Origin of the sequence: Devosia polycyclovorans (assembly GCF_042181575.1) — a bacterium.
Taxonomy (GTDB): Bacteria; Pseudomonadota; Alphaproteobacteria; order Rhizobiales; family Devosiaceae; genus Devosia; species Devosia polycyclovorans.
This window is the reverse complement of record NZ_CP170084.1, coordinates 17,646-42,189: the sequence shown is the minus strand read 5'-3', so window position 1 is coordinate 42,189 and position 24,544 is coordinate 17,646. Positions and strand designations below refer to the sequence as shown.

General features: G+C 62.0%; 22 protein-coding genes. 9 read left to right on the top strand and 13 right to left on the bottom strand.

Translation table 11 applies throughout. The features are described 5' to 3' along the window. Positions 1-18: 18 nt before the first annotated feature. Genes ACE4RL_RS18490 through traA form a run of 3 tightly spaced genes read right to left on the bottom strand, consistent with a single transcriptional unit; the run spans position 19 to position 5,727 of the window. Positions 19-1,239 (bottom strand): conjugal transfer protein TraB, encoded by a 1,221-nt coding sequence (locus ACE4RL_RS18490; RefSeq protein WP_375600399.1) that lies wholly within the window; start codon positions 1,237-1,239, stop codon positions 19-21. Next, positions 1,160-1,693: a conjugative transfer signal peptidase TraF gene (gene traF, locus ACE4RL_RS18485; RefSeq protein WP_375600391.1), complete on the bottom strand. Its 534-nt coding sequence runs from the start codon at positions 1,691-1,693 to the stop codon at positions 1,160-1,162. The genes ACE4RL_RS18490 and traF overlap by 80 nt, the downstream gene beginning before the upstream one ends. Next, on the bottom strand, positions 1,690-5,727 hold the full coding sequence (gene traA / locus ACE4RL_RS18480) for a Ti-type conjugative transfer relaxase TraA (RefSeq protein ID WP_375600390.1): 4,038 nt from the start codon (positions 5,725-5,727) through the stop codon (positions 1,690-1,692). The genes traF and traA overlap by 4 nt, the downstream gene beginning before the upstream one ends. 212 nt (positions 5,728-5,939) lie before the next feature. On the opposite strand from traA, the gene ACE4RL_RS18475 reads away from it, so the two are divergent. The 5 genes from ACE4RL_RS18475 to ACE4RL_RS18455 all read left to right on the top strand — a co-directional run bounded on the left by ACE4RL_RS18475 (position 5,940) and on the right by ACE4RL_RS18455 (position 9,107). Next, complete coding sequence (locus ACE4RL_RS18475) at positions 5,940-6,167, top strand: TraC family protein (protein ID WP_375600389.1); 228 nt, start codon at positions 5,940-5,942, stop codon at positions 6,165-6,167. 22 nt (positions 6,168-6,189) lie between these two features. Beyond that, entirely contained in the window at positions 6,190-6,471 is a 282-nt protein-coding gene (gene traD, locus ACE4RL_RS18470; RefSeq protein ID WP_375600398.1) for a conjugal transfer protein TraD, read from the top strand. Continuing rightward, positions 6,392-8,350, top strand: a complete 1,959-nt coding sequence (gene traG / locus ACE4RL_RS18465; RefSeq protein WP_375600388.1) for a Ti-type conjugative transfer system protein TraG — start codon at positions 6,392-6,394, stop codon at positions 8,348-8,350. The genes traD and traG overlap by 80 nt, the downstream gene beginning before the upstream one ends. A 112-nt stretch (positions 8,351-8,462) precedes the next feature. Beyond that, complete coding sequence (locus ACE4RL_RS18460) at positions 8,463-8,741, top strand: WGR domain-containing protein (protein WP_375600387.1); 279 nt, start codon at positions 8,463-8,465, stop codon at positions 8,739-8,741. A gap of 87 nt (positions 8,742-8,828) precedes the next feature. Further along, a complete protein-coding gene (locus ACE4RL_RS18455; protein WP_375600386.1) occupies positions 8,829-9,107 on the top strand; it encodes an HU family DNA-binding protein in 279 nt (92 codons plus the stop codon). Between the two features lie 24 nt (positions 9,108-9,131). Here the strand turns inward: ACE4RL_RS18455 and ACE4RL_RS18450 are convergent, their stop codons facing one another. The 9 genes from ACE4RL_RS18450 to ACE4RL_RS18410 all read right to left on the bottom strand — a co-directional run bounded on the left by ACE4RL_RS18450 (position 9,132) and on the right by ACE4RL_RS18410 (position 17,332). Further along, on the bottom strand, positions 9,132-9,287 hold the full coding sequence (locus ACE4RL_RS18450) for a hypothetical protein (RefSeq protein WP_375600385.1): 156 nt from the start codon (positions 9,285-9,287) through the stop codon (positions 9,132-9,134). 49 nt (positions 9,288-9,336) lie between these two features. Next, a complete protein-coding gene (locus ACE4RL_RS18445) occupies positions 9,337-9,648 on the bottom strand; it encodes a DUF736 domain-containing protein (RefSeq protein ID WP_375600384.1) in 312 nt (103 codons plus the stop codon). Between the two features lie 618 nt (positions 9,649-10,266). Beyond that, positions 10,267-11,196, bottom strand: coding sequence for an ArdC family protein (locus ACE4RL_RS18440; protein WP_375600383.1), 930 nt, complete (start codon positions 11,194-11,196; stop codon positions 10,267-10,269). A 260-nt stretch (positions 11,197-11,456) separates the two neighbouring features. After that, positions 11,457-11,642 carry a hypothetical protein gene (locus ACE4RL_RS18435; protein WP_375600382.1) on the bottom strand — a complete coding sequence of 62 codons (186 nt, stop codon included), beginning with the start codon at positions 11,640-11,642 and terminating at the stop codon, positions 11,457-11,459. Between the two features lie 253 nt (positions 11,643-11,895). Further along, positions 11,896-12,288, bottom strand: a complete 393-nt coding sequence (locus ACE4RL_RS18430) for a YkvA family protein (protein ID WP_375600381.1) — start codon at positions 12,286-12,288, stop codon at positions 11,896-11,898. 521 nt (positions 12,289-12,809) lie between these two features. Further along, positions 12,810-13,397: a hypothetical protein gene (locus ACE4RL_RS18425; protein ID WP_375600380.1), complete on the bottom strand. Its 588-nt coding sequence runs from the start codon at positions 13,395-13,397 to the stop codon at positions 12,810-12,812. 789 nt (positions 13,398-14,186) lie between these two features. Then, a complete protein-coding gene (locus ACE4RL_RS18420) occupies positions 14,187-15,074 on the bottom strand; it encodes a DUF7007 domain-containing protein (protein WP_375600379.1) in 888 nt (295 codons plus the stop codon). Next, positions 15,071-15,547 carry a hypothetical protein gene (locus ACE4RL_RS18415; RefSeq protein WP_375600378.1) on the bottom strand — a complete coding sequence of 159 codons (477 nt, stop codon included), beginning with the start codon at positions 15,545-15,547 and terminating at the stop codon, positions 15,071-15,073. Before ACE4RL_RS18415 ends, ACE4RL_RS18420 begins: the two co-directional genes overlap by 4 nt. Positions 15,548-15,631: 84 nt before the next feature. Then, positions 15,632-17,332 carry a ParB N-terminal domain-containing protein gene (locus ACE4RL_RS18410; protein WP_375600377.1) on the bottom strand — a complete coding sequence of 567 codons (1,701 nt, stop codon included), beginning with the start codon at positions 17,330-17,332 and terminating at the stop codon, positions 15,632-15,634. Between the two features lie 328 nt (positions 17,333-17,660). Here ACE4RL_RS18410 and ACE4RL_RS18405 point away from each other — a divergent pair, with 328 nt between their 5' ends. The 4 genes from ACE4RL_RS18405 to ACE4RL_RS18390 all read left to right on the top strand — a co-directional run bounded on the left by ACE4RL_RS18405 (position 17,661) and on the right by ACE4RL_RS18390 (position 19,412). Continuing rightward, a complete protein-coding gene (locus tag ACE4RL_RS18405) occupies positions 17,661-17,873 on the top strand; it encodes a hypothetical protein (RefSeq protein ID WP_375600376.1) in 213 nt (70 codons plus the stop codon). Further along, the gene (locus ACE4RL_RS18400) at positions 17,863-18,315 is read left to right on the top strand and encodes a LytS/YhcK type 5TM receptor domain-containing protein (protein ID WP_375600375.1); all 453 of its coding nucleotides are present in this window, start codon (positions 17,863-17,865) and stop codon (positions 18,313-18,315) included. Before ACE4RL_RS18405 ends, ACE4RL_RS18400 begins: the two co-directional genes overlap by 11 nt. Positions 18,316-18,335: 20 nt before the next feature. After that, positions 18,336-18,953, top strand: coding sequence for a GGDEF domain-containing protein (locus tag ACE4RL_RS18395; RefSeq protein WP_375600374.1), 618 nt, complete (start codon positions 18,336-18,338; stop codon positions 18,951-18,953). A gap of 222 nt (positions 18,954-19,175) precedes the next feature. Beyond that, on the top strand, positions 19,176-19,412 hold the full coding sequence (locus tag ACE4RL_RS18390; RefSeq protein WP_375600373.1) for a hypothetical protein: 237 nt from the start codon (positions 19,176-19,178) through the stop codon (positions 19,410-19,412). Here ACE4RL_RS18390 and ACE4RL_RS18385 read toward each other — a convergent pair. Beyond that, a complete protein-coding gene (locus ACE4RL_RS18385; RefSeq protein WP_375600372.1) occupies positions 19,402-24,507 on the bottom strand; it encodes an N-6 DNA methylase in 5,106 nt (1,701 codons plus the stop codon). The genes ACE4RL_RS18390 and ACE4RL_RS18385 overlap by 11 nt on opposite strands. Positions 24,508-24,544: the final 37 nt, after the last annotated feature.

The window sequence follows — 24,544 nt, the reverse complement described above, 5'->3', positions numbered from 1 at the left end:
TGCTCCTGAGGCCACCCGTCATGCATTCCTCGACTGCACCAACGGAAGACCAAGTAGAGCCGCCCAGGCCATAACGGCAACATTCTGCACTTCGACTATGCCCGAACCGCCAGCCCACCAGCCATTGCCAATTGCGACCAGTGCATCAGGAGCCTGCAAGAAGGACTGCAGGACCGGCCAAACCAGCAATTGCTCATAACAAATTAGTGGCGCCACGCGCATTCCCGCGATCTCGATCACGGGTTGTGCGAAATACCCTGCGCGCGCACCGCCCTGCGTCCACGGTTGCCACATCGATACCGGTACCGGCATGCGCTGAGTATAGAGGGCATCTGCAGTGCTCGGTGTGATCCCGACCATGACATTGTCATAGCCGCCCGGCGTCACGACAGTGGCGCCACCAAGCACGATAACATCGCTTGCAGCCAACTCCCGACGCCATAACCGCTCCGTGGTAGTGGTCCAGATCCCAAGTGCGCCTTCGGGCAACACGACGACTTTAGCCCCCTGCTTGGCCGCTAGTCGCACCAGTCGGATGGTTTCTCGCTGCTGCGCATAATCGGCGTGCCGCCCCGTTACTGAGACCGGGAATTTGGTGTCGATGCCAAGCCAGCCAAGCGAGGACTGCGGCGCGGACCAAGTCGCCGCTGACGCGATTGTAAGAGCTCCCAGGATGACGCACATGACCGGCCATATCCTGGTCGTCATGCCGAGCAGCAACAATGCCATTGTCGCTAGACCGAACCAGCCCCAGCCCGGAAACAAGGCACCTGCTGCCGTAAGTGGGCTGCCCCACCCAACAATCCCCAATGGCGGCACCGCCATCACCAAAAGAACAAGCGCGTAGCGAACGGGGCGCCACCGTGCCTGGGGCGTCCATAGTGTGGCATGGACGGCAACGAAGGGCACAGCCGCCACGACCCAAAGCCCTATTCCCAGTGCAATCTGCGCATCGAAGTAGCGCGCAACGCCGATTGGAAGACCCCGGGACCCGACCAAGAAATAGGCCGCTGCCACCAGGCCTGAGCCAAGTCTTGAAGGCGCAAAAGCCCAAAGTGCCGGAAAAATGGCGGCCGCAGGAAGCAGAGCCACATATCCGCTCCACCCAACAGCGCCCACGGTAGCCGCTGCCAGTGCGAAAATTGCTACGAAAAAGGCGTCATGGCGAAAAGGTAAGAACTTCGATGGCAAGGCCAAGGACACCGTCCGTTGGCACAGGCCCAAAATAGCGCGAGTCATAAGATCCTTGGAAATCTGAATGGAGATAAACCGTATTGTTGCCCACAATCCCGCCGGCATAGCGCGGCATGACTCTTCCGGCCGCGTCGGCCGAAAGCACCAGCGAGCCCAAAAGACGCTGCCCATCGATTTGGACGTGATCGACAATCGTAACCGTCTGACCTCCGGTGGCGGCCACCGACTTGATCAGCGGACTGCCGCCAGACGGGCATAGCCCACGTGGCAGATAGTGCCTTTGGAGCGCGAGCCTGACGGCAGGTCCGTCCGGCAAGCAGACAAATATGCGGTCGCCGATTTCAGGCGACCGGTTCAATGGTTCTATGCGCCAAAGGCCCACGGGCGCCGAGGGCGTCAAATTGAGACGAAACCCACCAATCGCAAATATGGCAGCCAAAGCACCGATAGACGCCGCAGCGACGATCAACAGTCGGGTAGCGGTTCGGCGTGTCGTCATCGCGAAACGCCCTGATCGCGCGCCATTGTTCTGTTCTGGCCCTGCATCTGGACGCGCTCCTCAGCAGCAATCGTCTGTGCCGCTCTGAGGAGCGGCCAAACTCTCGTCAGCTTGGCGTGATCAGCGCGAGCGACCTTGGCCGAGACCCGTTCAAACTCTTTCCCATGGGGCTGTGGATTCGTCATGAAGGCGCGCTTGCCGAACTTCGCCTCGAGCCGGTCGTTGAGCTGGTCTATCTCGGTCTTGACCAATTTGTCGGCCAGGACAAAACCCATGGCAGCACTAAGATCATTGCGATCCAGGGCGTCGCGGATGCGTTCAAGCACGCTTTCTGCCGCGCTCGAAATCGCCGGAATATCGAGCTTTTGCCGCTCCCTTTGCTGGCCGACTTCAGAAGTCCGCGCAGCGCCGATTTCTGTCTTCAGGCGCCAGTAGTTCTGCAGACCTTTTTTGAGCGCGACTAGATTGTCACGCGCCGCTTGCCGATCAGCGCGATCCGCCGGAGAGGCCATAAGTCCGGTTCTGCCCCGCATGGCTCCGAAGGCCTCTGGGGTGCTTTCCAGTTGGGCCAATATCTGCGCCTGCACCGATGGGTTCGTGCCGTCGCCCTTGTTGGTACCGGCCAGATTGATCGCCTCAATTGTAGCTTCGGGTTTGTCATAGACAAGCTGCAGGCGGTCCTGAACATTGGCCCAATGCAGGCTCAGCGTTGCGTCATTCTGCATCCTGGCTTCAACTGCCTCCTTAATTGTCTGGCTCCAGACCGACACCCCGCTTAGCAAAGGTGCTTGCGTCGGATGGATCATCGTCTGGGTTTTGTCTTTGACAACGGTCGGCGCCAATTGCGCGACGAAACTGGCGAGTCTTGTACTGGCCGCCAGTAGTTTATGGCGTTGGTCGGCGATCCAACGAGCGTGGTTTTTCGCCATGGCGGTGATGACGCGCAGGCCCGCAAGCCCGCGATTGGTCGCATAGGCATGGGCCTGCCGATAAACTTCGGAGCCCGCAAAATCGAGGGTGGTCGTTTTCGCGCCGGATCGAGAGAACCGGTTGATCAGCTGAGGGAGTAACGTTGATGGCTTTGGCGTTGTGGCGGCGGCGTGACGTGCGCTTCGCTCGGTTGCGGTTTCAACAAGGGCGCAAGTCCAGACGTTTGGTCCGATCAGTAAGCCCCCTTGGAAATCGGAGCGATGGCTTTGCACGGCGACGTCATCGGGCGCTAGGCGGTGAAGTGTGATGGTATCCCCGATGGCCGCGTCTGCCTTGGCGATAGCATGCGGAACGTCCTTGCCCCAAAGACGGTGAGTGGCGTGGTTCGGCAGGCGGAGATCAGCATAGGGACATGAAGAACCCTTGTTGTCCTCCCGATACGGCGCCTCGCCCTGCCCGATTAATTCACCTGTCACCCCGGCAGCATGATCTATCCGGCCCGGGCTACCGAACAGCGCGCCAGCATCGCGATGAGGCTCGTGCGCATCGCGCTCGCTAACCAGAACAGCCGACCAGGTCGACCGCTCGACTGCCCGCTCTTCAAACCTTGTCTTCCCGGTCGCCTGATCAACAAAAGGTACCTTGACGGTAATGTCCTCGATGCCATTCCGACTCAGGGTGACAATGTCGCCAATTGCGACCGTGGCCTGCGTTATCGCCTCGGGGAGGCCTGCGCCCCAAAGCCGGTGCACCACGCCGTCCCGGTCTCGGAGATCGGCATAAGGTCCTGGTTTTGACTTTGGGTCATCCCCAAATCTGGCCAGGCCCGCGTCAATTAGTTCTCCGGTCACGCCGGACACGTGATCGATGCGCGTCCTACTCCGGAAGTCATCCGCTGCGGCATAAAGCGTGACAGATTTGCGATGCCGGGTCAGAGCGACATAGGCCAAGTGCCGGTCGAACTGGGGGGAAGCCAGCACCCTGACGCTGTCCACCGTAGTCCCCTGCGACTTGTGAATCGTCGTGGCATAGCCATGATCGAGATCACGGTAGAACCTCTGGTCAATCTCCACCCGCCAGCCACCAGTACCGATTTCGGCAATAAGGTGCCCCTTCTCTGAAGTGACGACCCGACCGATCGTGCCGTTCATGACGCCGATTGATCTCTCATTGCGCAAGAACACAATTCTGTCCCCGGGCGCGAAGCGACGAGCGCCGTCCTCGGTCTCGAACTCCGCCCCGGCACCGATGATACCCCGCGCCTGCAATGCCTCCCGCGCCCGATCGTTGAGCGCGCGCACATCCCTTCTGAGATAGGCCAGCATCAGGCTTGAATGGTCTGGGTCGTAATCTGCGATCCAGTCAGCCACCAGGGCGGTCATGGCCTCGACCCGGCACTTGGTTTCAACGACATGGCCTCGGGTGTGATATTGGCTCAGCGCCTTGCTGACGTCGCCGCAGGCCAGGTCCATGGATGCCTGCCGCATCCAGGTTTCGTGCTGGCGGAAGATGGTACCAAGTTCGGCATAGCCAAGACGCTCGGCCAGCGTTCGGAAAGCCCCACCAGCTTCAATGGGCTGTAATTGCTCGGCATCACCGACCAATATGAGCTTGGCGCCGGCGCGCGCAACCTCATCGATCAGCGCCGCCATCTGGCGGGAGGAGACCATGCCGGCCTCATCAAGAACGAATATGGATTTGTCGTGCAGCAAGTCCTCGCCGCGACCCCAATGCAACTGCCAGGAGGCCAGCGTTCGGCTCCCAATCCCGGCCTCCTGCTGCAAGCCTTCGGCTGCCTTTCCGGCGAGGGCTCCGCCGATGACGGCATATCCGTTGGCCGCCCAGACTTCGCGGGCCGCTTTCATCATCGTCGTCTTGCCGGCTCCGGCGCGGCCAACCACAATTCCCAACCGCTCCGGGCCCGTGATGTGCTCAATGGCAATGCCCTGCTCGTCCGAAAGCCGGCTCTCTGCTGCCAGAACTTCCTTACGGCTGCTTGCCGAAATGCCAAAGCCTCTGCCAGCCGCCAGCACCACCGCGCGGTCGGCCATTTCGGCTTCGATGCGCACCATCTCTCGCGTTGCATAACGCGCCGGTAGCGTCTGGCCGCTGACGGGATCAAAACTTTCGGCTTCGATCAGCAGCAACGCATCGCTGGCGAGAATGCGCGCCATTATGGCTGCGAACTGGCTCGCATCATCGACATAGCGGTGCAGGTATCGGGCAATATCGCGCTTATCAAAGACGCTCTTTTCGCTCGCGATCGCCTCAAGCACGAGCTCGGGACGCCGAGTGATCCGACTGGCATTTTCCCGCCGGGCCGCCTCATGCTGAGCCAGCCGGTCAAGATCAACGATCCGTCCCTCAGCATCCGCGGCCCGCTGGATCGCCTTGGCACCCACACCGATATGCGGTGTCGGTTCGAGATCGACGCCGCGCTCCGCATAGGAACGGCCATCGACGCGCACATCGTATCCATGCTGTGCCAGATGTCGGTTCTGCGTCCCATACCAGGCATCACGAAGTTTGAGGAAGTCGGCCTTATCCCCTGCCCATAGCTGATACCTGATCTGCCCTGCCGGCGAGCGAACAGGTCGGCCATCCTCATCGAGCACAGCGATACGTTTGGCACCAAACCCTTCGACGGTCAGGGGCCGCAAACTGGTCATCAGATGGACATGAGGATTGCCTTTGGCGTCATGCAGCACCCAGTCCGCAACCAGCCCACGGGCGGTGATTTCCGCGTCGACGAAGTCGCGCATCAGCGCTACATTCTGATCAATCGTCAGCTCGACTGGCAATGCCAGGATAAACTCCTTGGCCAGTTGCGCATCAGCTCGCTTTTCGAATGCTTCGAGCCGATTCCAAAAAGTCTCTGAGCACTGCGCCGGACGCAAGTCTGTAACAATGGTTTTGACCCAGGCCGGGGCATCGACCGGTACACTGAACTCGGCATGGGCAAGATCGGGCTTGTTGGAAAAGTCGGCGCTCCTTCCTTCCCGTTCGATCTCCATTCTCGCGCAATGGCGGTAGGCGGCCGCAGCTACTACCGAGCGCCCCTCAGCGCGGCTGATGATCTGCGGTGTGAAATGGGTGATCGCCACGAACGTCAATCTCAAAACCAAGCGCCGTCCAAGGAGGCGCTGAGCAGACGCGTTGCCCCAGCAACGTATTACTGCGCCCTTGAAGGCATTCCTCGAATGCCCGGGACTATCTCCGGTCGCGAGGCGACCGCCCACTTCGGTATTCCGAACTGGGCAGCGGACGGCCAATGGCCGAGTTTGCTTGAGGAGTGAACAACCGAAAGGAATTGAGAATGGCGCCTGGACGGAAGGCTTCCACGACACGGATCAAGGATGAGATCGCCAAGCTCGAGGCCCGATTAAAGGAAGCGGAAGGCAAGGAGGCCGAGCGCCTCGGTGCCATCGCGGTCAAGGCCGGCCTGCACGAGCTCGATGTGTCCGAAGCCGAAATTTTTGCGGCAATGACAGAGGTCGTTGGCCGATTTCAAACAAAGAACAAATCTGCCCCTGCGGCGGCTTGAGAGGCAGCTGATACGGCTCACCATGAGTTTGCAGCGACAGCGGAGCGAAGCGCGCAAGCGAGACACCCGCGAAAAGATCCAGCTCGGTGGCCTCATCGTTAAAGCCGGCCTTCGCCATGAAGACAAGGCCGTGCTGCTGGGCGTGTTGATAGACGCCATTGGCCGCCTTGCGGTGTCAGACGAACGCGCGCGCCTGACGGCAATTGGGAAAAGGGCATTCGGGAATGAAGTCAAAACGCCTGCTATTGGCGATGACGCCGGCGACGCTGATGATCGGTACCATTCCGGGCCTGAGCGGCGTTGAATTCTGGTTGGCAGGGCTCGCCACGACACCAGAGGCCTTCCGGGCCCTTGGGCGCTTCGGTCTGGCCCTGCCCTATCTTGTCGCGGCCCTTTTTGGGGTGGTCTTTCTTTTCGCCGCGCGTGGCTCCGCGCGCATCCGATCCGCCGGGATCGGTGTCGCTATTGGTGGCATGATTGCCGGCGTGATCGGGATATTTGACGAAAGCCGACGTGTCCTCGCGCTCATGGCCGCAGAACCATCCGTGCCCCTCAATGCCGTAGTCGATTGGGTGACAATTTCGGGCTGTCTGGTTGCCATGGGCGTGGCGCTATTTGGACTCAAAGTGGCGCTCAAGGGCGACCTCGCCTTTGCAAGCGCCTCCCCCAGCCGTGTATTGGGCAAAAGGGCAATCCACGGCACCAATGTGTGGATGAGCATGGCCAGGGCCAAAAAGCTCTTTGCTTCAGACGGGGGCATTGTCGTCGGCGAGGCCTATCGGCCAGACCAGGACGGTGCGTCGCGCATCAGCTTTGTTCCCCGAAATTCCGAGACTTGGGGCCAAGGTGGGAAAGCACCACTCCTGGGTTTTGACACCAGTTTTGGCTCCACGCACGGGCTGGTCTTTGCGGGGTCGGGGGGATTTAAGACCACATCGGTGGTGATCCCGACCGCGACACGATTCAGCGGCTCTTTAGTCGTGCTCGATCCGTCCACTGAGATCGCGCCCATGGTCACGCCTTTTCGCGTCCAGCGTGGTCAGACGGTCTACACCCTCGATCCGAGATCGCCCGAATTCGGCTTCAATGTCCTCGACTGGATCGGTCGCCATGGCAGTGCTCCGGAAGAAGACATCGCCTCGGTTGCCGCCTGGTTGATGAGCGAAAGACCGCGCATCACCAGTGGATCGGATGACTTTTTCCGCACCATGGCCGAACAATTGATTACCGCGATCATTGCCGATGTTGTGCTGAGCCGAGCGCAAGACGAAACCGATGACCGCGCTGTAGAACGGCACGAAGACGATGCACCCCTTCGCTCCGGATGTCCGTCCCTCCGCATGGTCAGGCAACGCTTGGCTCAGCCGGAGGAGACTCTCAAAGAAAAGCTGACGCGCATTCACGAGAGCACGACATCACGCTTTGTCCGTGAAAATGTCGCGCCTTTCATCAACATGACGCCCCAGACCTTTTCGGGGGTCTATGCCACGGCCACCAAGGAGACGCACTGGCTCTCCTACGACAACTATGCAGCTCTGGTTTCGGGCAATAGTTTTGAAACCAGCGAGATCGCCGACGGCACCACGACGATCTTCATCAACATCGATCTCTCGACTCTCGAAAACCATCCGGGCCTGGCTCGAGTCGTCATCGGAGCGCTCCTCAAAGCGGTCTACAATCAGAAGCATGGCGTCGCAGGTCGCGTACTCTTTCTTCTCGATGAAGCGGCGCGGCTGGGCTACATGCGCATTATCGAAACGGCCCGCGACGCCGGTCGCAAATTTGGAATAACGCTCCTGCTGCTGTTCCAGTCCCTGGGCCAGATGCGCGAGGCGTTTGGAGGGCGAGATGCGACCAGCAAGTGGTTTGAATCGGCGTCCTGGGTTTCATTCTCGGCCATCAATGATCCGGAAACGGCCGAGTACATATCGCGTCGATGCGGCGTAACAACTGTCGAAGTCGACCAGATCAGCCGTAGCAGCAATGGGCACAGTGTTGGACGATCTCGCTCCAAACAGCTCTCATCGCGCCCGCTGATCCTTCCTCATGAAGTCACGCAGATGCGGACCGACGAGCAGATCGTGTTCACGGCAGGTAACCCGCCACTGAGATGCGGGCGCGCGATCTGGTTCCGGCGGGCGGACATGCGCGCCGTCATCAAGCCCAATCGCTTCCACAAGTGACGCTGCCGGACTGGTCATGAGTGCATATCCATCACCAGAATGAATCGAACCTGGTGGTTCGATTCCAACTTGTTGTTGGACGAAGTCTGCCGCCGAGCGGCAGACTTATGTCATGCCGGACCTTGCTCAAAACACTGTGCACCTTCGTCGGATCGATCCGAGCCAGAACATGCGACGCTTCTATTGTCTGACGCTTCAACCCACCCTCTTTGGCGGAGCGTCGGTCATAAGAGAGTGGGGGAGGATCGGCACTAGGGGTCAGTCGATGATGGAGACATTTGATCAGGTGATCGACGCGGAGCAATTGCTCAAGCGACAATTGCAGCGAAAAATTCAGCGCGGCTATCGTGTTCCCCAAGGGGGAACCGTGACTCGGCCCAATCCGCGATAGGCCAGAGAAAGAAGCACCAGGCTCTTCCAACGGCGCGCGAAGGCGGCCATAACGCTGGTGCCATATTCAATGAGGAGGGCCAGCACCATGACGACTGCGGGTGACATCGCCGACAAGATTGCTTCGGAACAGGGTTTGACCAAGGCGCAGGCCAAGGCCATCGTTGACAGCGTATTCCAGGAAATCGCTGCATCGGCAAAGTCCGGCGCGGAAACCAGCATTCCCGGCTTCGGAAAGTTCAAAGTCAAGGATACGCCCGAGCGCGAGGGGCGCAATCCTTCCACTGGCGCCAGCATCAAGATCGCAGCTTCGAAAAAGCTGACCTTTGCGCCGGCCAAGGCGATCAAGGATGCATTGAACGGTTAGGACCGTTTGCATCACATCTGGCGGTCAGGCTGTCGCCTGACCGCTTTCCATTTGTGCCCAAGACGTGTCTCGCTGGTCCAGCAACGTGACGAGACGCCGTTCCGCTGTGGCCCTTTCTTTCGCCGTCAGATCGCATCCATGAAGCTCACGGCGCAGCTCTTCAATTTCATCCACGGTCATTGTGGCCTCCTCGGTGAGATGAAGGCCCCGCCGAAGCGGGGCCGCTGGTTTAGTCGCGATTGGGTCGGGACCAGATGAGCGAGAGGCCGTCTTCACCTTCCACCTCCACCAGTGTGGCGTAGATCGGAGCCGGGAAGCTGGGATCATCGAGCTTGACCGAGAGGTAGTCGCGACCGCGCTGCTCGGAGACTTTCTGCCAGGCCGCACCCAGCTCGACGGCGCCCGAGAAGATGCGGAAGTGCGGGCCCTTGTCGGAGGGGTTGTCGATTTTTTCAAAGCGGGCTTTGACGTTGAGCGTGAGCGTCTTGATCGAGCCGTTGAAACCGTTAGCGGAGGTGGTGAAGGTGCCGATGGTTGCCATTGTAGATGTTCCTTTTCCTGTGTTCGGGCCGCGCCCTTCGCGGCCTCGATGGATGTCGACAGGACCGGGGACGATCGGACCGCACCCCGTAGGGGCTGAAACGGCAGTGGAAGGCCGCTGGAACGGCTTTCTTGACGCGCGAGGAATGTGAACACTGTTCACAGGGGAAGAAAGTCGCGGAAGCGGTTGCGGGAAAACGAGCGAGGCGCAGCCGGTCCGCGGTCAGACATGCCCCATCGAGCCCGCCGAAGGGCAGGCCATGGCCGGAAATGGTAACGCTGGAACAGACCATCGGTCCTACTGACAGAGCCCTGCTTTCTCGGAGATGACGCTGGCCCCGCCGGCACAATCGGAAGCCGATGATCGCTGGCCACGAGGGCTCGTGCACGTCACCTTGAAGGTGAGTAACTTGATGCGGTCCTGTTACAGTTACCGCGAACGCCGCCGACCACTGGGCCGCCATGACCGGCACAACGGCGGCTTGCCAAGCGCTATCCGCGGTGGCAGGCATCTCCTCAGCAGCCTCATCGGTCGACCCAGCCGCCTTTTCCCTGGTTACTTGTGCGTGCCGACCACGCCGGGCCTTAGCACCATACCATTCGGCGGGCTTGAACAGGCTTAAGCTGCGGCCTCCTCCTGGCAATGTTTGGGCTGCCGGTCGTGGAGATAGTTCGCCGCCCGTTGTGCATGCGCTGCCGCCTGGAACACTGCACGCTTGTCATCTTTGAGCACTTTAAGCCATTCGCCGATATAGGCTGCATGATCCGGACGGGGTTCGAGCTCCGGAACAATGCCAAGGTCAGCGCAAAGAAGGGCCGAACCGATCTCAGCCACCAATTCCTCCCGCGCCCGCTCTGTCCTGTCCCGGGCATACCGGCTGAGGTCGCGCCCCACCCTAGTGGGATTGGCCGTCCAGTGCATATGCTCATGAGCCAGAACTGCGGCATATGAACTGGCATCCCGGAATGTCTCACGGGGCGGCATCTGGATGTGGTCCGTGGCCGGCGCGTAGAATGCCTGGGTACCACCATGGCGGAGGTTCGCGCCGACATTGGCGAAGAATCTGTCGGCGCATTCAATTCGTTCGACCGGTTCGGGTACGTGGTCGGCCTGCTGATAAAAGTGGTCCGGCAGGCCATCGATCTGCTCGACATTAAAGACGCCGTAGGTCCGCAGGAACGGGATGTCGCGCTCTACGTCCTCGCCGCCTGAGTTCGATTCGGACTTGGTGAACCGACCAGCATAAATGACGGTCGAGCTAGCTTCGCCCTTGCGCACATGAGCACCCAATTCCTTGGCCTGCTTGAAGGTCATCCAGAAGGTTGCAGAGTACCCGCGCGCCAGGGCTTCAGACCACAGCAGTAGAACATTGATGCCGGAATAGGGCTCACCATTGTGGCGCATCGGCCGGCTTATATGTCCGCACTTCGATTTCGACGACCAGGGCTGAACCCATGGGCGCACCCCTTCCTCTAACTGGGACACGATTCTTACGGTGACGCGCTCGTAGATATCGTTGCGGCTCTTTTCCGCTTCTTTTCTGCTCATGTTTCTCTGCCTTCCAAATTGGCCGCACCGATTGCGGCCGTCACGGAAGGTCAGACGGCCGGACCATGGGGATCGAGCACCCGCAAGGGCCGAAACGCAGAGGAGGACGGCGCAGCCGTTGCGGGATCACGTCGGTCCGGCCAGACCGCAACCCGAGACGCCGCAGCGGTGCCAGGCGGCGCGACCGTCTGTCCCGACCACGTGCTCCTTTGAAAGCATCGAGCAGGCTTGGGCGCAGGTGTAGCGCCCAAGCCCGGCCCTCAACGCACCGATTGGCCACCACTGTAAGGATCGTAGGAAAAGAGCGCCTCGACATCGGCGTCGTCGAGATCGCTTTCGGGAAGCACGCAATATTGGTTTTCCGAACGGAACAGAATGACCGTGGTCATCAGTGTGCGGGCGAGGTTCCAGGCGTGTTTCTGAGCAAGCGCGAGATTGTGCGACATGTGAGGGCTCCATCTGGGGGAGCGGGCCGGTCCCGCTCGCGATGGCTCCGTCAATGTGCACAGGCGGACGCGATCACCGCGCCGGCGCAGCCAAGCGGCCGCAGCGTGCTAGCGGACCCTTTATGGGTTGATCGTGGAAGATCCGCCGCAGCACCAGGAATGCCATCTCAAGCGAGCGCAGCCGGTCGCAAGATGGGAGACTGTTCCCGAGCGCATGCATGGGACTTGTGCAGAGCGCCATGCGCAAACCCGCTCAGTCCATGGCGAAACGCGATCCGACCCACCAGCCAATGAGAGCCAGGAGCAATAGCCAAACGAGGACAATGACGACCAGACCGATCCGGCTGACCGGCCTCTGGCGTCGCGCCGCTTCCGCACGCAACTCCGCCATCAAGTCCACTGGGATCATCCGAACGACGATGAGGATGCCAAGGGGCACGATCAGTACGTCGTCAAGATAGCCAAGTATTGGGACAAAGTCGGGAATAAGATCGATCGGAGACAGGGCGTAGGCGGCCACCATTCCGGCCAAGATTTTGGCGGCCCACGGGGTCCGCCGGTCGCGCGCGGCGAGCGACAGCGCAACAACATCGCGCTTTATCGACCGGGCCCATTTTTTGCCCGCTTCCAGCAATGACCTTCCCATTGATAGGAGATCCTTTCGGTGACTGTCCCCATGGTCGAAAACGAGCCAAATCTTTGGGGCAGAACTAAAGACAAAGTCGGGCGCGTCCCCCGACTTTTGGGAAGCCTTGTCGAAGCCCGTTGGCCCGCCCGGGCTGCGGGTGGCGCGCGGTACCCTTCGCTTTGTTCACTGTCACGCCACCAAAGTCAGCATAATTCGGCGGCGCCGAATTGCTCGACCATGGGATTTGCACAAGTCGATAATTAGCTCTGGCCCCAATGTCACTTCATGCGCCGATGTCGGGCATCATGGAGCGAGTACGATTCCGTCGCAGTTTGCATGCCACGCAACCCATAAAAGCGCGCACGAGAAGACCAATAATTTTTCCGTGAGGATGAGAAGCGTCGGAAGACCTCCCTGCAGTAGATCGAGAGCCTGCACGTCGACGGGCGCGACGTAGATCGTGGTCCGATCTGCGGATGCGCAGTGATTCGATTAAAAGGCCGAGGAGACGGGCGGGGCTGGATCCCCGCCCCGCAGACTCATCCGAGCGCTGCCATCTGCAGGTCGGCCGCCTTGCGATCAAGGGCCTGGCCGGGATTCTCGACCGCACGCTCAAAGGGTTTCCAGGCCTCGCCGACCACCTGCTCGTAGGCAGCGACGGCGCCTTCGGCGGCCATGCGCAGCGCATGGGCCTGAAGCGCCATGTCAGCGGCGAATTCTCGTTTGCGCTGCGCGCCACTGTCGAACCCGACGGGACTGCCGACATCCTCGTCCCGGTCGTCGCAGGCCGACTTGGCCGTGGCATCGCGGGCTTCCGAGACAGCCCGGCTGTAGAACTGGCCGGCACCGTAGGCCGAACCGACATAAGAGCCAACGATGCGCTGCATGTGAATCTGCATGGCCCGCTCGCCAAGTCCGTCCCCGAGGGCCACGGCGGTGTCGATGATGAGCTTTTGGTGGAGCTCACGGATGCCGTCGCTGTCGAGGATAGGCAGCCCAAAACTTTCGGAAATGAGCGAGCACTGCTCGGTATCGGGGCAGGCGAGCCGGACCATCTGCAGCGTAGTGCCCTTGCGGAGCGGAACGACGCGTGCACCGGGGCGAGAATTGGCGGCTTTCTTGGTCATGGCATGTCCTTTCTTTGAAGTTCCCGAAGCTTGAACCGGCCCGTGCCGGCCCTCCCTCGGGCGCGAACCGACAGAACCGGCGGAACGACGGGCGTTTCAGGGTCCGGGCGGAGCGAGGCGAGCGTGGCAGGTTTGCGGACAAGCAGGGCCTCTTCGGCCCTCGCGCGGGCAGCGGACCTGTCATGCCAAGCATGGTCTGATCCGGCCGCCCCGCGGCGCGGCACGCGACCTTGAAGCGACCGGCCGCCGGTTCAGGACCGCCTGAAGCCCGAGTGAGGACCGGCACGGGCCTCGCTTTCGACATGGGAACAGAAAGGACAGGTGATCGTGACCATCTGCCAACGCCTCGATCGGAATCGCTGCATCTACGCCACCATGACCACCATGGTCGGGCGCTGCTCCAAGTTACCGATGCGATCCTCGGCATTCTCGGCTGTCACGGCCGAGCACGGCAGCGACTATACCCGCCTGCCTATTTCGGCGTCTTCGTGGCAGGAGTGGAAAAACATGGCGATCGCCCGGTCCTGCCGCGCCAGCTTGCGCGACAAGGCATCGATCTCCGGCTGGCGTCCGCAGTTAGGGCGGCAAGCTGGGCGCGATAACTCGCAAGGAACGCGCCGGGGTCGGGTGCCTTGCCCCGCCGATAATGCGTCCGTCGCGGAAGTAGGCTCAGGATCAGTGCCGTCATCCGCCGGGTGATCTGCCGGTCGAGCATATCCAACTGACGGTGCGTTTGCCGACGCGCCTCTTGCATGCGGGAGAGCTGGCGGCGATGGTCGGTGCCGAAAGTCATGGCGCCCCCCTGCCCTGCCAGCCGGCGAAGCTGGAAGGACCGTCATAGGTGGCGTGCCGATCGGGGGCGATGACGAAGCCGAACCGACCAACGCCATACTGATCAGCCGGGACGAGAAAGCGGCGTTCCTCCGTGCCGGCGCCGCGTTTGCCGCCAAGCGTCGCGATGGTCTCGATGAAGCCCTTCTGTTGCTCGCAGGTGATCGCTGAAACGACGATCCAGTCGGCGGCGTGTTCGGCCTCGAATGCCCGCCGATCCTTGGTGCGGAATTCGCCCGGCTCCAACACCATGCCAAAGACTGTCTCCCAGGCATCTGGCCAGGAGTTCTTGACCGTTTCCTCAGCGTGGCGTCGCTCGAGCGTGGTGAAAAGGTGCGGGAAGGTGATCGCGACTATCGCCCAGCACACATCCTCTTCATACCAGCCACTTTCGTCCCGCAGCATCCAGAACACCTTGCGGTTGCGCTCGTCCGAGAGCTTGAAGCCGCCATGCCCCGCCGTCGCGTGTGAGACGATGCCTTCGGCATAGACCGTGCCACCTTGCGAACGTCCCCAAGGCGTGTGCGTGCCACCGGAACTTTCGCGGCGGCCGAGGGCCCGCTTCTCCCGATGGTGCTCGGCTTGCTCGAGCACCTTGGCACGAAAGGCGCTTTCATCGGCGAGGTCATCGCCATGACCGTAGAAGTCGGTGCGACACCATTGCGCCATCGGCCGCGCAATTCGCCAGGCGGCGACGAAATAGTGCCCACCATCGGGACCGGGCGCCATGGCATAGGTATTGTCGCCGACAAGCGCGACCAGCATACCGTCGGCGCTGCGACCGAACGATGCCCCCGTCGCATCTGCGGTTTCGTCCAGGGGGGAACAGTGAAGGGGCTGGGTCATGCCGCTGCCCTCCCCTCGACAACATCGGCCGCCACCTCGTCGGCCGTGACCTCATTGAGCACGGCATTGGGGTAGCCGTGCTCCGACAACCACTGCTCGGCGGCAGTGCGATGCGGCGCGAGATGCACAAGCTCTGCATCGTCGCCGGCCCGGTCGAAAATTCGGATCGAGCCGATGGCCGGACATTCGACGATGGTGAAGCGCAGCCGGGAGCCGAGCGCAAAAGTCCGGTGGACGCGGATGGCGATGACGCCGCCGGCGCCATAGTCGACCTCGTGCAGTGTGAAACTTGCATGCGAATCGAAAAACCCGACGCCGCGGGGGCCCTGCTTGCGGATGAGCCGCCCCTGGCCGTTGTTGGTCTTCCAGGCGTCGAGCTTGCGGCGATGCCGCTCCGGCGGGCGTGGGCTTCCATCGGACCAGCCAATGGTGGCGCCGATCGGCGCATGTTCGAAGATCATATGTGCGGACATCCTTGTCCTCCATCTGCTGATGCTGAAAACGAATCCGCCGCCGGGCGGACCGGCGGCGGCAATGCGATCGAAAGAAAGGTGAGATTACTCGGCGGCCTCGCGGTAGCCTTCCGAGAGCTCGCCTTGGTCAAGGTGTTCGTTGACCGGGTCGACCGGTGCACCCCGGTTCACATCGTCCTGCTCGATGGTGGCGTCGTCTCTTTCTTCACCGGCAATAGCGTTCTTGCAGATCCACTCGGAGAGACTGCCAGCGTCTGGGGCAAAGCGCGCCGCCGGATGGACAAAATGCCCCTCCTTGAAATGCTCGACGAGCGCGGCGCGGGTGTCCTTGACCCGCGCGCGCGGCAGCACCGGCGTATCGACGCTCGAGCCTTCGAGCGCCGGCCGCGACAGGCAGGAAAGGAAGTCCTCCGTGCCCATATTGGCGAGGAAGCCGTCGGCGCCGATGGCCGCGCCGGCGACGAGCGACACGATGCCCGACTTGCTCATGCCCTCGCGGCACGAGAGCACGTCGACCAGCACGCCCCGCGCGGCGATACGCAGCGTGTCCGTGTCGAAGGCGAACTCACCCTTCTCGTCGAACAGCGCCGCGGCGTGCCGGCCCAAGCGCGTGCCGTAGCGGAAGTCGCCACCCGCACCGGAATCGACGCGCACGTTCTGACCGGCAAAGGCGAGAACCAGCAGCGCGAGCAGCGTGCCGTCCTCAATCGGCGCCCGCGACAGCGCCTCGTGCAGGGCGTCGGTTCGCAGGTCGCCGATCATTTCGATACCTCTGCGCGTGACGTCCGGCCGCGGCTTGGCGATCACGAGCGACGCGTCCTCTCCACCGGCATTTTCGGTGGTCGCCGCCTTCCTGGCCTCGGGCATGCGGAAGTGGATGGTTTTCACCTTGCCCTCACGGTCGAGATACATAGCCGTGTGGTCCGACTTCTTGGGCGTGCCATAGACTTGGCTTGCCTTGGCCGGGAGCTTGACCTCGCCATAATTGCTGACCTCGGCGATGACGCCCTTCTTGGGCAGGTTCTGCGTCATCCATTCCTGCTGCGCGCCGAGGAAGGCGTCGATGTCCGTGGTGTAGCGGCTGTCCTGGTCGGCAGGCGCGAACAGGTCCTCGACCCAGGCAATGCCATAGGCCTCGCGCAGATCGTCGCCGAAGCTGGCGTCCCGCGCATACATGCGCGTCTTGGCCAACGCATTGGCAACGCTCCACCACGAAACCTGTGGATCTCCCTTGGGGGGCTTATTGGCTTTCCAGACCTCCTTCTGCTCGTCGAGCGAGGTCCCGGCGATGGTGCGGAGCTGCCGCTCGTCGGGCATGTCGCCCTTGGCCATGTGATCGAGCATCGCGGGCAGCACATTGGCGAGCAGGCGCAGCTTCTTGATCTGCCGCACAGGCTGGGCGAGCGCGATCCCGATCGCCTCCTCGGTCCAGCCGAGCGCGACGAGCCGTTCGACAGCGCGCCATTGATCGACGGGATTGAGGTTTTCGCGCGCGGTGTTCTCGATCATCGAGCGCATGGCGCCGCCATCATCTGCGGCCACGTCGGCGATGACGGCAATTTCCTCGAGCCCGGCGGCAATCGCCTGCTTCACACGGCGATGGCCGTGCTGGATGATGAAGCCGTTGCCGCCATCGGCCTGCGGCGCGACCACGGGGGGTTGGACGATGCCGACGGCCCGGATAGTGGCCAGCAGCAGCGCGTCCGACTGCGGACTGGACTTGCTCCTGCGCACCTTGTCGGGATTGTCGATTAGCGCGCGCGGATCAATCAGCTTTATTTCCATGGGGATGCTCCTCTTGGGTTGCAGACGGCCTTTGGCCGGTCCTTTACCGTCTTCTTTCCGAAGACATCTCCCAGGGCCGCGGAGCGGGCGAGCCGGTGCAATTGCGCCCGAGCATCCCTGACCGGCTGGACAAGCGGGGCTCTTTCAGCCCTGCGCAGGATGACGGGCCGGGATCGCGACGGGCGCGATTGAGCGTCAGCATCGGCGGTTCGCTCGCTGCGCGAGCAGCCTTGTTCCTCTTTCTCCTCCTCCTTGGACGTTCCGGCTTTTGCTCACTGCAATAACAAAAGCTGAAGGGCTTCTGTGATTATTACTTCTCCAGAAACTAATGCTGGTTATGATGATCTTCACCCAGGCAGACGTGGACAAGCTCGAATTCTTGCGCTATGCGGCCACCTTTTCCGGCGAACAGGGTTTAAGAGCCGCCCGCGAGTTGGACCAGTTGGAGCGGAGCCTCTCGCGGTCCGAACTTCGCGATCTTGACCGTCACATCGCCGTTTGTGCCCAATTGCATCAGGGCGCGACGTCCAATGAACATTGAGCTCATCTTCACCCTGCTGAATGGCTGCGGGACCATGGCACTGGTCGCCATCTGCTTTGGGCAGATTGAGCGGCTGAAGCTTGGGCAGACAGCACAGTCCTTGTTACAGGGCCTACTGTTCGGAACCGGGGCCGTCGTAGACATGCACGCATCCGTCGAAGTCTTGCCTTGCTATCGCGTCGACGCCCGGGCCATTTTCGTGGCCTTCTCTGCGGCCTTTGCCGGGGTGCCCGCAAACATTGTGACGATGATCCAGGCTCTCGTGTTTCGTTTCGCAAATGGTGGACACGGCATTTTTGCTGCCATGCTCGGGATCCCGGTAGCGGTCCTCGTGGGGCTAGTGTGGCGAAAGCTCCTGGGACAGCGCCAGGCAAGGCTGCCCTGCCTTGCTGCGCTGGCGGCGGGAGCCTCACTGACGCTGCTCGCCGTCCCTCGTTTCTGACCTTGGAACAGATCACGGCCATGTCAGGCAATATGGCCTTGATCCTTGGGACAAATGTCGCCTTGGCCTTGGTTTTGGGTAGTTTCATCGAACGGGAGCGCCGCCACCTCCGCCGCGAAACGCAGCTCTTTGCCGAAGCCCGCAGTGACGCTCTTACGGGCCTGGCCAACCGGCGATCGTTTGAGCGTATTGCCGACCGGATATTGGCCGAAGCCGCTCCAGATCGTCCGATCAGCCTTCTTGCCATGGACCTCGATCATTTCAAGGATATCAACGACCGCTATGGCCATGCTTTCGGCGATGCGGTGCTGCGCGCTACCGCCAAGTTGATAAAGCATCATGTTGGGGCGCAAGGTTGCGCGGCACGACTGGGCGGAGAGGAATTTGTGGCTATCGTCGAGTTGGACGAGACCGCGGCGCAGTTGCTAGCCATGACTTTCCGAAAATCCCTTGAAAATAGTGGCACCCTTTTTGGCGTCACGCCTCTCCAAGTGACCATCAGCATCGGGGTTGCGACTTTGCAGGCGCCAAGCTTATTTCAGGATGGTTTTGCCTCTGCCGATAGAGCGCTCTATGCGGCCAAACGGCTTGGCCGCAATCGCGTTGAACATGCCCCGACGCGACAGCGGGCCGCCTAATGGCAAGCTCACCGGTCCGTGATCGAAAAGGAATGGTGCAAATCACGGTGTGGTGCCACAGTCTTTTCGGCAGGTGGCTCAAGTCATGCCTGACCTGACAGTCCCCCTAGGTGAGGAAACCTCCACCACCCGCTACGCTGGGCGTCCGCCCCGCTCCGGGCGGACGCCCGGAATTCAAATCGCGCCTCGCCTTAATAACCAAAGTTTGTCTGGACACTCCTTATGTCGAAAAACCATGCGGCAGCCATTCTTCGCTGGCATGAGCAGGTCGAGCAATATTTTGGGGGTGTTGAGAGCTTCGACCAGTCGGCCACGATTTCGACCATGTTGTTTGGCTGCCAGAGCTGGCTGAGAAACCATGCCGCTGGCGCCAGCGAGGCGGAAATTCGGCAGATTGAGGCCATAAAAGCCGAGCTCGAAGACTGGCTGGAGCGGCGTGGCCTGGTCTTTACGCAATAGCGGAGCCAGTCTCGTCGCAGGCGGCCAGCGAGGCTTCGATTTCGCTGAGTTGACGGCGCTTGGCTGCAAGCTCTTCGGCAAAACTGAAGCCGCCACCCTCGCGTGAGCGGTATGCCTCTAGGCGCCGCTCGGCGTCGGCGAGACGCTTGTGCAGCTGCTGCCGCTCTTGGCCCAGGTTGGCAAGGACATGCTCAAGTCTTGTGATCGCACTCAGCGGCATTGTGGTGACCGTCAGCTCGATCTCGGTCTCGACGCCGGTGCGCTTGAGCATGGCGGCGTAGCGATAGCCGTCCTTGCCGAAGCGCTCGCCGGAATAGGCGAGGTCAAAGCCCCCGATGCTGGCAATTACCAGATCGCCATCATACTGGAGCTGCACAAGGGTCAGGATTTCCGTCATGAGGGCACGGCCGGCGAGCTTGCGCTCGGTGAAAGTCTGCTTGCCAACGCTCATTCGGAAAGCATCGCCAGCGGTCGGTACGAGTCGCGCGAGGTCCCCGCCGATCTCGGCGATGCGACGGGCCGAATATTCGATGTCGCGCTCGGCATCGCGGACCTGCCGGCGGATGGCGAACTGGTCGTCCTGATGGGCAGCGCGGAGACGTTCGAGCCGGGCGATATCGGCTTCGAGGCCGGCTTTCTGCATCAGGCGCGGATCTCCCGAGGCAATGGCCTTGGCCATGGCGAACTGGTTGGCCTGCCCCTCGCCGAGATCCTCGAGCCGGCGAACCGAGGTGTCCCCCGACAGAGCGGCGGCGATGAACCGGGCCTTGCGCTCGTTGTTCTGCCACATTTGTGCGTCCATCGAGCCCTCAGTGGCATAGGCGAAGATGTCGACGACTTGGTGCTGGTTGCCCTGCCGCAGGATGCGCCCTTCGCGCTGCTCGATCTGCGAGGGGAGCCACGGGACGTCCAGATGGTGCAGAGCCTTGAGGCGGAGCTGGGCATTGACGCCGGTGCCCATCGTATCGGAGGAGCCGATGAGGAAGCGGACTTTTCCCGCGCGCACATCACCGAAGAGTCGCTGCTTGGCTTCGGACTTCTTGTAGTCCTGCATGAAGGCGATCTCGGATGCCGGCACGCCGAGCCGCACCAGCTCGTCGCGTATCCAGCGATAGGCCGAGAAGCCCCGCGTCTTCTCGACATTGATCGTGCCGAGATCGGAGAAGATCATCTGCGCGGCGCCGGTCAGCTCGAACGGCTTGCCGTCGGTACGGACATAGGCACTTTCAGTCGTCTCTCGCCAGATGCGCAGAGCATTGCCGACGAGGTCGTTGAGCTTGTTGTCGGGCTCGTTTTCGTTGTCGGGATCGACCAGACGCAGGTCGATCGCGGCATGGCGGCCATCGGTTATCACCGACAGCAGGATATCGTCGCCTGGCTCGGGCGGACGGTCGCGCTGTTCGATTGCCTTGATACGCGCATCGAGCAAGACCTGGTAGCGCTTGAAGGCGGCCGAAGGACGCGACGTCCTGATCTGTCGCGTGCCGGTCGACAGGGCCGGCACCTTTACATATTCGCGTAAATCCTCGGGCATCACGACGTCCGCGAAGGTGCGGAACATGGCGATGAGCTCAGGGACGTTGACGAAGGTGGCGAAGCGGGTGACCGGCTTGTATTTGCCGTTGGGTTGCAGCTCGAGTTCGGTGGTGACGTCGCCGAAGGTCGAGGCCCAGGCATCGAACTCGTGCAGGCCGCGCTCAAAGAGCGCCGCATAGCCGAGATAGCGCTGCACGGAGAACATCTCGCCCAGCGTATTGGTGATCGGCGTTCCCGAGGCCAGCACCAATGCCCGCCCCGGATTCTTCGTCTCGACGAAGCGGGACTTCACATAGAGGTCCCAGGCGCGTTGCGAGCCGTTGGGGTCGATGCCCTTGAGCGTCGCCATGTTGGTGGCGAATGAGAGCTTTCTGAACTCCTGCGCCTCGTCGACGATGATCTGGTTGATGCCGATTTCCGAGATGGTGAGCAGATCGTCCTTGCGCGTCGCAAGCAACTCCAGGCGCTCCTTGAGCCCCTCCTTCAGGCGCTCGAGGCGTTTGCGCGAGACACGATCATCGCTCTCGACCTTGGTGAGCAGCGTCTCGTAGAGTTCGAGCTCTTGCCTGATCATCTGCTGCTCGAAGGCCGAGGGCACGCTGATGAAACGGAACGCCGAGTGGGTGATGATGATGGCGTCCCAGGTAGCCGTGGCCGCGCGCGACAGGAACCGGTGCCGCTTGTCCTTGGTGAAATTCGTCCCGTCGGCAACGAGGATGCGGGCGGTCGGATAGAGCACCAGGAATTCGCGCGCCGCCTGCGCCAGGCAATGGCCGGGCACGACGAGCATCGCCTTGGCGATTAGGCCCAGCCGGCGCTGCTCCATGACGGCGGCCGCCATGGTCATGGTCTTGCCGGCGCCGACGGCATGGGCGAGGTAGGTGGCCCCCGCCGAGATGATGCGCCAGATGCCGCGCTTCTGGTGCCCATAAAGAGAAAAGGCGCCAGAGGCGCCCGGAAGTCGCAGGTGGTCCCCATTGAATTTTCGCGGGGCGATATTGTTGAAGCGGTCGTTGTAGACCCGAGCCAGCCGGTCGGTGCGGTCGGGATCGGACCAGATCCAGGTCTGGAAGGTGGCTTTGATCTTGGTCAGCTTCTCCTTGGCTGCCTCGGTATCGACGACATTGAGCACGCGCCGCTCGCTGTCGCCGTCCTTCACCGTATCGAAGATCTGCGGCACGCGGCTGTTGAGCGCATCGGCGATGAGCTCGCCGGCATGCCGGCGGTCGGTGCCCCATTCGGAGGTGCCGGCCGCCATGTAGCCCAGCTGCCGGGCTTCGACCGTCGACGACGCCAGTTCCGGCATGTGACGGATGCGGATCTCGGCGCCCATGCTCTCCTTGACGAAGGCGACCACATCGGCGGCCGGGATCCAGGGCGCGCCGAGCCGCGCCGTGATGTCGGAGGGGCCGAGATCGGCGGGTTGGACCGCAATAAGCGCCCGGACGTTGCGCTCGAAGGCGGGATCGAGCGCCGCGGCGGCCTCGGCAGCCTTGAGCTTGTCGCGGACTTGGCCGGAGAGATAGGCGTCATCGGTTTGCCACGCGCCGGTCTCCGGATCGCGGAAGATGGCGCCGCCCAAATCGGCGATGACGATCTCGGGATCGACATGCAGCAGCTCGGCGATGTGATCGATATCGACATGGCCGCGCTCGTTGAGCACGACTGCCAGGGCATCGGCAGCCGAGTTGATGATCGGCGCCGAGGGCGGCGCGATGACCCTCTCGGTGAAGATCGGCCCGGGGCGCGCAGTGTCTGTCTCGACGTCATAATCCTCGATCGAAGCGACCAGCCAGCAATCGGGGTCGTCGAGGAACGGGGCGAGGTTCGGCCGGCGATGCGTCTCGCGCACCTCGCCGGTTTCGGGATCGTCGCTGGTCGAGACGATTGTGGTGTTGATCGGACCGAAGGCGCGTACGAAATTCGACCAGGCGATGCGCAGCTTGACCTGCGCCGGCTTCCACGGCAGGTCGAGCTCCTGGGCCTTGAGCACGTCGCGCACCGCGTCACGGATCGGGATCAACTTGCGGATGATGCGGGCATGTTTGTCGGGGACACCCTCGGCGTTGCGCCCCTTGCGCACGGTGATGGTCACGGGAACCCCGTCCACCATCTGCATCAGCGCCGAGTTTGAGGCGATGAAGTAGCTGCCCTCGCGGATGGCCGGGCTCGGGTCTCCGCGGTCATCGATAGGGGCGCCGTGATCGGCATCGAGGTCGATCGCATCGGGCTCGCCATCATAGATGGTCTCCGGCAGATGGGAGATCGCCATCGCGAGGGCGTCTTCAAGGCCAACGCCAGGCCGCGGCAGGCAGGTGTAGGTCTCGCCGAATGGTCCCGACGTGACGGCATGCGCGCCAAGTACAAGATCTGGGTGACGCGCGAACCAGCGGTTCACGCGGATCGAGCCGTCGTCGCCATTGGCCGGGCGGACTTCATCGACATCGATCCAGGCCATATCGCTCGCCAGCTCACCGGTCCGACGCTTGCGGAAAAAGAGAATGTCGACCACGACGTCTGTGCCGGCATCCGCGCGGAAGCAGCCCTCGGGCAAACGGATGGCGGCGACGAGATCGGCGGACCTGGCGATATGCGCGCGCGCCGAAGCATCCGCCTTGTCCATGGTGCCCGCGCTCGTCACGAAGGCCGCGAGGCCACCTGGCTTCAGCAGGTCGATCGAACGGGCGATAAAATAGTCATGCAAGCGCAGTCCCATCGAGCGATAGGCGCGATCAGAGCGGACCCTGCGATCGGAAAAGGGCGGGTTACCGATGGCGAGATCGAAGATGGTCGGCAGGCCGGCGCGGGCGAAGTCGGCATTGACGATGCGGGCCTGCGGCTGCAGCAGCCGGGCGATGCGCGCGGTGACGGGATCGATCTCGATGCCGGTGACATGCACCTGGTCGCGCAATTCCAGCGGCATCAGCGCGGGGAAAATGCCCGTGCCAATGCCGGGTTCGAGCACCCTGCCCCCACGCCAGCCGAGCCGCATGAGGCCGGACCACATCGCCCGGACGATGAATTCGGGCGTGAAATGGGCATACTGGGTGCAACGCGCCAGCGATGCATAGTCCCCGCTCGACACTGCATCCTGGAGGTCGGCCCCGATCTGGTCCCAGCCGTCCCGGAATGCGGTGACACCCGGACGCCTGAACACGGAATTGGCGAGGTCTGAGGCCCCAAAGCCGGTGAAGCGGATAAGCCGGCCCTGTTCCTCGGGCGTGGCCGGGCGGTTTTCGGTCTCGATCTTCGCGGCGAGCTGGATGGCGTCGAGATTATCGCGGGCGCGCTGCTTCCAGCCTTTGGCCAGGCCGCGATCGCTTTCGAGAAAGAAGTTCTGGCCGCGAGCCGTGGAGTCTGGTGTCGGGCGGTATGTAGAAGAGGGCGAATGGCCATTAGGCGACATTGGTGCCGGCGCGGCGGCACCTTCTCTGCTCGGCGCATCCTCGGTGACGCGGTCGTCGTCGAAAAGGCTGCCGAAGGCGGTAACGCCCAGGCCGAGCCCGGACGAAAGTGAGGTATTGCCGAACAGGTCGAGGGTGAAGGGGTCGTGGGACATGGGAGGTCTCCTTGAGCAAAGGCGCGCGTCATCCCTC